Below are 12453 nucleotides of genomic sequence, written 5' to 3' on the forward strand. Positions count from 1 at the left end.
CCTCCACATCATTAGAAGAGGCTAATTTGAATGTTAAAGATAATGAGTAAGCATTTTAAATTCAGGTGACTGATTCATTTAATGCTTAATTCTCGTTATCACAAATCTGGGTTTTCCTTACTCAATAATGCCTTAACAGCCGAGCCAAATGATGCAGATCCTTCTTGTGCGGTATATCGAATTTGAAGAATAACATCGGTTAAGCTTTCTAAATCCTGTGAGGTATTGGTAAATTGGAAATTCCAACTCGATCCTACCCCTACCCCCTCAAAGGGTAAGAAACGTTCATCATCGAAATTAAGTGTGAACATTCCACTGTCATTAATCCCCGTAGATAAAGCGATTTGTTGATTAGGCTGGATGCTGCGCACCGTATAAGGTGTTTCCGCACGAGTTCCCTCTTTTAACATCTTTTCAACGGTTTTGAGATCCGCTTTTGTCGTATAGCTACTCACACCCGACAAACTTAATTTGGCACAAATATCTTCATAAGGCCCAATTAACATCGGTAGCGTCACTGAAACTGATTTAATCCGCCGATTAAATAAGCCCGTATAATCTGGAACAAAATGTTTGGTTTCATCCAAATTAAACGTAATTTGGTTATGCGATTTCAAGGTTTGAAGTTTTGTCTCCCACTCCTCACCCAATAAAGATTTAAGCGAAATCGTTTTGATAATTTCCAATTTACGTGAATTTTGCTCAACATAAGTGCGTTCCATACGTTGCAACGCCAATTTCAGATTTTCACCAACCAACAGCCCTTGATAGAGATCATTCCAACTCGCACCATCAATAAAATTCTGCTCGCCTAGCCCAAGCTCATACTGTAAAGAGGCCTGTGCAGATAAACACAATGATGAAACAGCATCATAAACCTGTAAATAGAGGCCTGAGATCTGACTAATCATCCAAGTATATAAACTTTCATTGGTAAAACGGCTGGAGAAATAAGCCAACAGTGCCTGAGATTGTTGTTGTTGCGCTTCAACTTGCACCAAACGTTTACGCGCGGCACTGACCTGCAACTGCTGAATATTAATTTGTTGATCAATAGACTTTGTTTCCCATTCAGCTTGTTTATATTGCAGTTCCCACTCCTGCCGGCGACGGCGATAAGATTCAGAAACACTGAGGCTTTCAGCTTTAGTATTATCAGACTGATATTTCAAAGTTGCTATTTCAGCAACAGCATTTAAAGCGGCACCCCAACGTGACCCCCCAACGGCCAATCCATAAATATTGGGAACTAAATCCAGTGCTGCTGCCGCTGTTCTTGATACTTGTGAAGCTAATAGAGCAGAAGATGCCTGAGCCTGTAATTCAATAACCTGCTGCTCCGTTGACGAAATATTTTCATCATAAAGACTTTTATAATGTTCGTACCGCTCCTGAGCAGATTGTTTGCTCACTTGCAATGCATCAAGACTGGCCTGATTAATATTGATGTCTTGTTGCTGGAGGTCAACCGCAAAACGGTAGAGATCATTATTCTGAACCATCTGGAATGATTCAAAACTCAAATTATCTTTCCGTTCTAACAGGCTTAACAACGTACTACCAAATTGTATCAACGTATCAACACCCGATTTAGCCCGCGCCAACATCGGTTCAAAACGATAATTTGGTACTCTGAAATTCATTCTGCTAGCATTTCTGGCAGCAACAACCTTCTGATAACGCTGATTCATTAATCCACGAGGAGAAATCTTTGAATCATAAAGATCCATGGAAATTTCTTTACCATCCAGCGTTAAATTATGCCGTAAATTGTAAATCCGGTTTTCTATTTTATCCCACAGGGCCGTTAACTCTTCATTAATCGGTTTCATAAAGAGATCATTATCCAGCGCACGAATTGTTTTATCATGAACCACCGGGGCATAAGGCAAAGGATAACTGATCATCTCCAATGCACGTACTGCGCTATTTTTCTTATATGATGCATCCTCAAGGGTTATTGGCTGCCAGGAACTGGCTAATTGGAGATCAGGACGCGCACCTAATAATGAACTTGCCGTTGCATAGCTCAGACGTGCCAGCGTTCTGGCAGTAGGCTGTAACTTGCGATATTCCATATCACCTTGATCAATAACATTCTTAACGTAGAAGTTAAAAATAGCCTTACGATAATGAATAGGTTCACTGGCAGAAATTGCATCAGGATCAGTCGGTTCTATCAGACTGCGTAATCTTTTGGGCTCGTCAATGATCGGGCGACTATTCCAATAACGTGGTTTATCTTGTTCCAGCGCCGGTTCGTCATTACTTTCAAAAGGATTAAAAATAAACTTAATCCAGCGGCTAGCTTCCTCATAACGCTGTTCGACATTAAACCGCCAGGCCACCATAAATGGCATATGGAAGAATAATTCCCAGAAATAAATACCATTTGCCCCTTTAAGGTCAATAGGTTTTGAAACATTGCCAGTAATCGGCTCTTCATGAATATTTTGAGTTTCCCAACTGAGAACTTTGTCCAGTTTTTGACTCGCCTTACTAATTAACTCTTTTGCAAACAGGGTATTTAAACGAATCGCTTTGTCAGAATACCAACTTTCTCGTTGCTCCTCTGGCTGCTCTTCTTTTGGAAATTGCAAATACTGAGTTTGTTTAGTCTGTTTAATTTGTATCTTGCCACGAAGCAATTTACCTACACTGAGCTTAGTTTTAATTTTACCCGCAACATCTCCAGTTTCTGATGGCAAACTAAAACCCGTAACAACCGTTACATCATTTCTATCACAACGGTTCAATGTGACACTCAGCTTTGGATCATAATCTTCTGGAGTCAGTATCTTATAATCAAGCCAACAGCGTTCACCCTTGCTATCTTCTAGCCAAATACAATAGAGGATATTTTTGCTTCTGCTAAAATCATATACATACGTTGAAGTGGACGTAAGATACATATTCAATGTCCCGTCAACATAAGTTGCATCTAGCTTGAAATCATTTACTGTACCCAATTGTCCTTCAAATATTGGTGGTTCGGCAATCGGCCATTTCATATTATTATTAACGGGATAGAGCACCAATTGCTTATATTCTTCCGGTCCACCATTTAAGGGTTCCCGGAAATAGAACCAGACTAAAGCAGCACCATATGCATCAAGGTCAGATAATGTTGACGTGGATTTGGGCAAATCCGTTGCTTCCATTAATAGGTTGTCACAAACATAAGTGAAGACTTCATCATAATCGTACGGTGTTCCCTGATCCGAACCTTTCAAGCGTACAAATGCCACCAACGCTAAACGTTCAGCGTCTCCGGTACGATCGAGAACCGCAATCAACTCTTTCATTGAGTGGTCGAGTAAATCCTCACGAACCGTTGTCCCGGTACTCCAGGTCCCATCAAACGCTAAATGAGCCAAATTAAGTTTGGTGCGATATTTAATACTATTATCTTTATCTTGTTTTTCTTCAGAAACTTCAAACCAACTAATATACAATCGACTATTTAGAATAATTGGGCGAATAATACCATTATAGGCATTTTCTAAAGGAACATTAATCAGCTTCCACTCACCCCAAGCGGTAGGATTGAGTTCGTCAGTCTGATTATTACGCTGTTTGGCATCTAGTGTTCGCCAAAAATAACGGTAAGGTTGAGTTCGTGTTTTAGCAATGAAATAGATCTTATCATCGGCAATATCAATACCATCTTCGTAGCCAGCAATAATCTCTAAATTACTGACCTCTTCAAAATTATTCAGGTATCCCAATATTGCTTTCTGAGCAACATCATCCGTGAGCTTACCTTGATTAAGTGCGCTTTCAAGTTGGAAAAAGAATTCCGTTTTGGTTAAACGTAATGTGGGATCAACATAGACTTCCGGGTAAATAGCCAGTTGTTGATTTGCCGACCAATAACCATAACGATTAGCAAACTCCTGCCAATTATCTGCCTCTTCCTGAGTCATCGATAAACCTGACTCTAAATTCAAAACAATACGGTTAATATATTGTTGTACCGATTGGGTAACATGTGCGACACGGGCTGTTTTTACTTTGGAAGAAACCTGAGTGTCTAACAATAGAAAATCATACAAGTCATCAACGTTTTTAATTCCTTCACGCTGAGATTGAAAATCGATATCATGCGGGACAATCTGACCAAGATAATAGTCAACTAATGCATCACGCAAATTTTCCTGTAATTTTGCTTCAATTAAATTAGACATTCTCATCATCTCCTTGCGCTTTTAATGCAGCCATTACCGCTTCACCGATGCTTTGGAAAGCTTCAAAATCTGAATTAACATCAAGTGCAGCAGCACCTAATAAAGGCTCAACAGATAAATGGGTTTTCACAGAAAATTGTTGTAGCCGTCGTATCCAATCTATTTGGGATAAGGTTATCGCACGTTTTCTTTCTAATCCTCCTTTATCGCAAGCAAGATAAATTTCATCAGGACTCCAATCTAAAATTTCAGCCAGTAATTGCGCACATTTATAATTATTATCATCCTCTTCTGTCTTTGGTAAAATTTCACTGTTAGCAAAAGTAAAGTATTCCTGAACCTTATCTTCATTTTGTTTCGCATTTTCCAGTAAATCTTGATAGCGATTCAACAGGAAAATTTCATCTAATGACAATGCTATTTCTGTTGTTTCATCTATATTTAGCCCAAGCCATTTCGGATTTGTCAGGCGTAATAACAATAGATTATTACCTATGCTCAACGCATTAATTAATTGGGTATAAACTAACAGACTATAGGTCAAGTCCAGAAACTCTGTTTTAATATCTTCAACTTTTTCTGGTGTATTATCTAACACCATTTTCAATACTGAATAAACACTACTTCCTAACCAACGCAATTGTAGTGGCACAATATCTCTTGATACCCCATATTCACCCGCAATAGCGCTAGATAATAGACTCTCTTGTGCGGTTTTAGCTTGCAATATAATCTGTACGACAATATTAATTTGATTATCATCTGGGCTTATATTCGTTACAATATCTTCTATTTCTTTCCTCAGAGATTCCTCATCTGTTTTTCCCCATATCAATGGAATATCTTTGATTAATCCATTTTCCTTATCAAAAATGCCATTTTCACCTGACAGAACAGTCCACCAATCTATATTATTTATTTCTTGCCGATTAAAATCAGATTCTTGTAAGCATACATTATCAGTCAAACCCTCAGAAATTCCCTTATAAAAGGTTAACATACCACTTGTTGGCACGACCGGAAGCTGAGTTTTACCTAATAATAAGGAAAGTTTGATCGGTGTCAGTTTTGTTTTAGTCAACCAAGAAGTCAAAACTTCCATTTGAGCAATAATACTGAGGATGTCATCTTTCTCTCCTAAAGCCGGTATATTTGCCAGATATTCGCTTTTATCGGTTAAAATATCCGCCAGAATTAATCCATCTTCCGCAGAAAAACCAAATAATCGTGGAATAGTCACCAAGCGATAAAGTCTGGATACGACATCAAGATTACGCACCAATTTGCCAGAAGAGAGCTTCAATGCGTTCTCAACAATAGGCGCAATCACTTGAAATGTGGATAAAGAAATGGCTAACCCAGCACACAATTGTTTAACTGTTTTTGCTCCATCACCTTGATTTTCTGTATAATTAAATTCTTTCCCATCCAGAATTAAAGGCTGATCAAAAAGTTTAGACTGATTAAACAGTTGATCAAAAAACGGAATATTATTGCTGATAGCAAATGGCGTAATTCGATATATCCATCCGGCAAACGCCTCCGGTAATACTTTATATTGTGTCGATAAATGGCGGAATAAGCCTAATGATCTTAATGTATTATTAGAGATAGCCAAATCGGTATTATTGGACTCCGCTTTTATTGCTGAAATTACCAATAAATCAAGCTGATGATAAGGTAACGCTAACCAACGCTGTAAACGAATAAAGCGGTTCATTCGATCATAACGAAAATCGGAAACTGCATCTATTTCCCGTCCAGAGTCGGTTCTCACAATGCTTAATGCGTCTAATTGCCCCGCATTGATATAAATTCCACCATAGTGATAAGGTGCAGGAAAGTGTTCTGATGTTTGCCCACTATCGAAGATAGGATTAGAAAATACCACATTTGGCGAAACTAAAGGCCGGAAATCACCACTATTAAACAAGTGTTCGAGATCTGTTACTTTCGAGCCTGTTTGTTGACCAAAAGATAAAATCTCTTTTAATTTCACACTTTCATCCGCAGAAACACCATAGTTATCTTGGAAAAATTGTTCAGCTTCTGGCAATAATTCTGATTGTGCCGTCCCTTGTTTCGCAATAGCAAAACGGTAAGTCATGGTCAGGAAATTAATGCCTTCAATATTTACCGAAGAATTATTTGTGTTCTCTCCTGGTATCGCAGCATAAACTGTCATTTCACCAAAGAAAGGACCATTATCTAAATTACCGATATCACTATTATCACTTTCTACATAAGTCAATTTTAACTGTCGACTAAATGGTGATGAGTTATCAAAAGGCTCCATCCTCGCTTTTATGCGATTGTAGGTCAGAACATTTTCACCACGAAGTTTAACTTTGATCGTCTCTTTAGCTTTATTTTCACAGGTAACAACAATTTCATCATAGGCTTTATCAACATTATCACTCAATAATGTCGGGCCAGTGACATTTTCATCAGCATGAATAATATAAGCATGTTTTACAACATCATGTTCAGGCAATACTTCTGTTGTACTTGTGCTGAAATAGCTATTAATAAGTTGTTCGCGTGATAAAAAGTTTTGTGCAAATGGGCTTTTCTCTGTCAGTAAAGTCATTTGCTCCTTACTTAATTGAGTATAAGCAAGCAGAGCCTGATCTCGTTTTTCCGTTAAGATATGCCAAGGAAATTGTTGATTCACTTGCTGAATAATTGTACCTAATTCAGTCTCTTGTTCGGCCAAACCTTTATTGATCTGTTGAGAGGGTAAACTATAGGGTAATGTAAAGGGAAAACGCGTCTCTCCCAAAACCTGATTAACCGGTTTTTCCGCCTGACCTGTTTGATCAATATATTCCCTGGCACTCTTCGACAAAACATCATTCACAATAGATATTGCCGTAATCTCTTTGTAAAGATTATCACTATTCAGTAATAAGTCAGGAATATCAGCACGCCTTTGTTCCAATCCCACGGCATTATTAGAGCCATCTAACTCTATTTGTTGTACAAACTTATAAAGATCAAGCAGGTAATTTACCGGACTGTCGAGGGACTCAATAGCGTTTGGCTGACAAAAGCTATCCCAAGGCTCAGGAAATAAACTACTATAATCAGGTAATTTTTCTTTATCATTTACATCATTATTACTATAAGAAGAATATCTTGCCTGATGGCTTGCTTTTGTTAATAATGCGCCATCGTAATCCCTCAATTGTCTTTGCCGATAACTTTGTACCAATTGATTAGCCGCACTCACTGCTTTATCAAAAATTACCTCTGCATGACCTGATAAAGATTCATTATGGCGTTTAATAAATCTCTGCTTTGATACTTCTGCAATATCAAAAATTGAGCGATAACCCAGACGCTGGAGTGTATTAACCAGCGTGATAGTGGAATTATCTTCTTTCTCTACTGCGTTTAATAACCTATAACCTGATGGCAATTTTGATGATTTGACTTCTGCCACCGCAGCTAATAATGGTGATACTTGTGTTATATCCTGTTTTTCACGAGAAATGCTTTTATATTTATCCATTATATTATTCCCAACCTAATTAATCGGAAACACCTGAACAGAATAGTTATAGAGACTATAACCACTTTAAGTAGTGAGATTTTTTAAAGCATAAATTCAATTCAATTTACATGCTTCACACTGTTTCTCTTTCGGTTTATCGTAAGAAGGAAGTTCACCTTCGAAATAAAATGGCTCCATTTCTACGACTTTTTTAACTGCTTTACGGCCTAACCCTTCATGAGCCGCATTCGTTAATAAGCCATTATCCTGATCGCCGGTCCAAATAAATAAACCACCAAGCCCTTTTTCTTTAACATAGCGGCCTTTATCTCTTACTGAGCGGGGCGTATCTAACGACATAAATACTTTGAGATCTTTATTGTAAAGATAATCAGCTTTAGCAACCGGATCATGAATAACCGCAAAGCCATTACGACCTATTTGATTTTCATAATCAACATAGTTATAGATAATATCTGTCCATTCAATTACGCTGTATTCAAAACTCCCTACCGTGGATGTTCCATCAGTATATTTACCAACTAGCTGTTCATTATCCTTACTCTCTAACTCCGCAGTTCTGGCATTACGCGTATAACCCGAATAACCAATATAGATAAATTTCTTATTAATACCTAAAGAGATAAGATAGTTAACTGCATCATCGACTGAATATTTAGAATACTGGTCATCCTTATTACGATAAAGATTAGTATGATGAGAAAGTTTCCCATCGCCCAATGTAAAGAAATCATAAGTCATTAAGTTGATTTCATTGACACCGGCAGCGATCAATTCTGGAATATGTGCGGCTTTAATTTTTTCTACATCAGCAGAAGCTGCAATACTAATTCCTTTCAAATTACTGATATTTGAGTTTTTTAAATCCTTAATAAGCTCAGCAAAATACTTATAATCATCTTCATCAAATTGATTACTTTCCCCCGCAGAACCAGGATATTCCCAATCAAGATCAATGTGAGTAAACATCGGGAATTTGGTGTATAAATCTTTAACCCCCTCAACAAACCGTTGGCGCAGTTTCTCATCACGACAAACTTTATAAAAAGCACCGCTCATTGACCAACCGCCAACACTGACAGAAATTTCCAGATCTGGATTTTCCTCCTTGAGTAAACGTAAACCGCCTAATACTCCCTGTGCTTTAGCTTGTTCATATAAATCCCAAACATCCCCCTTCCACCCAGTAAAGCCACAATTAAGATAAGCGCCAACATCAGCCCAGGGATCAATTGGAATAGGTTTGCCTTCGTGATTCTCAAGAATATCTTGTTCGTCCTCCCCCATTTTCCATCCATTTTTACCCGCAGCAGCAATGATAGTTGCTTTCTTCTCTCCGGGATCACCAATAATACCTGCAAAGCTAAAGATAATTCGCTGAAACGGTTTTCCCTTGTCTTTATCACCCTTAAAGCGCATTAAGTCAGAGCTTCTGCCACCATTCTTTTTAAAATCATCTTCGCTTGCTGTGTCAATAAAACGCGCATCATAGATTGACCAATCAGTTAAATAACAGAAAACGCCAAAATCATCCTTCTGCTCATAAATATTAAAAACCGTTTTAGCGAGTCTTGTTGGGGTATAGGATAATGCCCCATCGGTTGTCTTAGGATCAAAACCATTTAACCGATAAGTTTTTTGCGCCGCGCCTTCTTCCGAATTCTTAACCTTATATGGATCAGTTTCATACACCAATTGGCTATCTGCTTTGGGTTCATTTTCACTCATATCTTACTCCACTAATAGTACAATTATTTTAAACATCAGAGAGTTAAATCATGGCGACCGATGCCAGAATTAAGTAGAGATCTATAAGTATTCAGATTAAAAAATCGTTCATCTGACATACCTATAACGTATTAAATACAAATAATTACATAGTTTTAACTTATAAAGATCTAAATTTTAAATAACACGATATGTTAGAGTTATGAATACTACTTCTCACAGTAATATCGGTTAAACCTCTTTTTTTCATATTAAGATATAAAATTTGATTATCTATTTTCCCCGTTTGCCTATTGACTCAAACAAAATCCAGCCAATCCTGCTCTTTAACCAATTTTTACTATCGCTAAATTCTTTTTTTTCATGAAACATGATTTACATACTTAATATTATTAAATATATATCATAGCTATACCATAAAATAATAATATGAGTTATTTGTGACAATAAAATAATAATTTTATTAAAATTAAGTACCCTATATTATCTTATCTCTAACTACTGACTATTTTATGTTACACCGTAATAAAATGTCGCCAAATTAACCCTCAATTTTATCTAGTTATTAAAATAGGGTTATCTCTTGAATAGATTCGGTGGGAAATGCACTACTTGTAACGTTTTAATAAACGTACCAAAAAATACTTGACACACCAATTTCGTTCCAGTTTACTAGTACAAGAGTGATAATGAAGAGGCACTGAAAATGGCTGTATTGATGACGTCTATCCGTTGGTGGCATAACTTCCCAGTAAGGGCGGTATGGTCACGCACATAAATCAACAGTGCCAAATTACCAAAACCCGCCTAATCAGCGGGTTTTTTTATATGCATAGCTTATTAACAGGACGACAAAATGACGGATAAACAACCAAAAATCACAGTAATCGAGCAGGAAGCTGCTTACCAACCCGATCCTACGCAGCTATTCAACCAGCTCTGCGGTGAGCGACCAGCAACTTTATTGCTAGAATCTGCGGAAATTAACAGCAAAAAAAACTTAAAAAGTCTGCTAATTATCGATAGTGCCTTGCGCATCAGTGCCAACGGCAATCAGGTTACTTTTGACGCGTTAACAGAAAATGGGCGAAATTTATTACCCATTTTGGCCAACAAATTTTCCAGCGACGTTCAATCTGAAATAACACACAATGCTCTTCAAGTGATTTTCCCACCCATCAATCACAATATAGATGAAGATAATCGTCTGAAAGCGGTATCCGTATTTGATGCACTGCGTGCCCTGCTCTCTCTGGCGGAAGAGCCGTCACCATATAATTCGTCAAGCGCAGAAGCGATATTCGTTGGCGGCCTTTTTTCCTACGATCTGGTGGCCGGATTTGAGCCGTTACCGGCAGTAAAAACCGTTCAACGCTGCCCAGATTTCTGTTTTTATCTCGCAGAAACGTTATTGGTGATCAACCACCAGAATAAAAATGCACGCTTGCAAATCTCTCTTTTCAGTGATTCTCAAGCAGAAGAGCAACGCCTTAAACAACGATTGAAAACATTAGTGGCACTCATTACCGAGCCCATTGAGCCAGTACAACAAATCTCTCTGCCAACCATGAAAGTTTCATACAATCGGGATGACAAGAGCTATGCAGAAATGGTGGCACAGTTGCAACAATACATCCGCCAAGGGGATATTTTTCAAGTAGTGCCATCAAGACGCTTCTTTTTACCCTGCCCGGCACCACTTCATGCTTATCAAAAACTTAAGTACCACAATCCAAGTCCCTACATGTTTTTCATGCAGGACAAAGATTTCTGTCTGTTTGGCGCGTCTCCTGAAAGCGCGCTTAAATATGATGCATCCAATCGCCAAATTGAAATCTACCCAATCGCCGGCACCCGCCCCCGTGGGCGCAATGCGGCCGGCGAGCTGGATGCGGATCTTGATAGCCGGACCGAACTGGAAATGCGAACAGATCATAAGGAGCTAGCTGAGCACTTAATGTTAGTTGATTTGGCGCGTAATGACCTGGCCCGCATTTGTGAACCGGGCAGTCGCTATGTCGCGGATCTGACAAAAGTTGATCGCTACTCTTTTGTTATGCATCTGGTCTCCCGCGTCGTGGGGACATTACGCCATGATTTAGACACCTTTCATGCCTATCAAGCTTGTATGAATATGGGTACCCTTACCGGCGCACCGAAAGTACGCGCAATGCAACTTATCGCTCACTATGAAAGTGAACGCCGTGGTAGTTACGGTGGGGCTGTCGGTTATTTCACCGGCAAAGGGGATATGGATAATTGTATCGTTATTCGCTCTGCTTACGTGGAAGATGGCATGGCGACGATTCAGGTTGGCGCAGGTATCGTACTGGATTCCGAACCTTTAGCCGAATCCGAAGAGACTCGTAACAAAGCAAGAGCCGTCATTCGGGCAATTATTGAGGCTCATCAGGCAGAGGAGACTTTCTAATGGCAAATATTCTTCTGCTCGACAATGTGGATTCATTCACCTATAACCTCGTCGATCAATTACGTAATCATGGTCATCAGGTTGTTATCTATCGCAATACTGTGGCAACTGAAATGATTATGCAGCAATTAAGAATGCTCTCCTCTCCGCTATTGATGCTTTCACCGGGACCGGGTAAACCATCTGACTCAGGTTGTATGCCTCAATTACTCCAACAAATTATCGGCAAAATCCCAGTGATCGGCATCTGTCTTGGGCATCAAGCCATTATTGAAGCTTATGGTGGAAAAATTTCTGCTGCTGATGAAATCCTACACGGCAAAGCTTCTCTGGCAAAACACGATAATCAAGCTATGTTCGCTAATCTGGAAAACCCGCTACCCGTTGCCCGTTATCACTCTCTCACAGGTAGCCGAATTCCATCTGAACTGACTATTTCTGCCCGTTGTGGCGACACCGTGATGGCAGTTCGCCACGATAAACATAAAGTTTGTGGATTTCAATTTCACCCAGAATCGATTCTCACAACTCATGGCGCTAAATTGCTTGAACAAACTCTGGTTTGGGCACTAAATTAAAAGGGAGATGAA

5 protein-coding genes and 1 other annotated feature are annotated in these 12453 nt (G+C 38.9%); of the genes, 2 read left to right on the forward strand and 3 right to left on the reverse strand.

The window, feature by feature from the left end:
* Positions 1-98 precede the first annotated feature (98 nt).
* The 3 genes from PluTT01m_RS12685 to PluTT01m_RS12695 all read right to left on the reverse strand — a co-directional run bounded on the left by PluTT01m_RS12685 (position 99) and on the right by PluTT01m_RS12695 (position 9396).
* A complete protein-coding gene (locus tag PluTT01m_RS12685) occupies positions 99-4187 on the reverse strand; it encodes a Tc toxin subunit A-related protein (protein ID WP_011146683.1) in 4089 nt (1362 codons plus the stop codon).
* Positions 4180-7701 (reverse strand): Tc toxin subunit A, encoded by a 3522-nt coding sequence (locus PluTT01m_RS12690; RefSeq protein WP_011146684.1) that lies wholly within the window; start codon positions 7699-7701, stop codon positions 4180-4182. The genes PluTT01m_RS12685 and PluTT01m_RS12690 overlap by 8 nt, the downstream gene beginning before the upstream one ends.
* A 96-nt stretch (positions 7702-7797) precedes the next feature.
* Entirely contained in the window at positions 7798-9396 is a 1599-nt protein-coding gene (locus PluTT01m_RS12695; protein ID WP_232507857.1) for a glycoside hydrolase family 18 protein, read from the reverse strand.
* A 763-nt stretch (positions 9397-10159) separates the two neighbouring features.
* Positions 10160-10260: a sequence feature (Trp leader region), on the forward strand.
* 28 nt (positions 10261-10288) lie between these two features.
* Between PluTT01m_RS12695 and PluTT01m_RS12700 the strand changes: the two genes are divergently transcribed.
* Positions 10289-11863 (forward strand): anthranilate synthase component 1, encoded by a 1575-nt coding sequence (locus tag PluTT01m_RS12700; RefSeq protein ID WP_011146686.1) that lies wholly within the window; start codon positions 10289-10291, stop codon positions 11861-11863.
* Complete coding sequence (locus tag PluTT01m_RS12705) at positions 11863-12441, forward strand: glutamine amidotransferase-related protein (RefSeq protein ID WP_011146687.1); 579 nt, start codon at positions 11863-11865, stop codon at positions 12439-12441. Before PluTT01m_RS12700 ends, PluTT01m_RS12705 begins: the two co-directional genes overlap by 1 nt.
* Positions 12442-12453: the final 12 nt, after the last annotated feature.

The sequence above is a fragment of the Photorhabdus laumondii subsp. laumondii genome, from assembly GCF_003343245.1.
GTDB lineage: Bacteria > Pseudomonadota > Gammaproteobacteria > Enterobacterales > Enterobacteriaceae > Photorhabdus > Photorhabdus laumondii.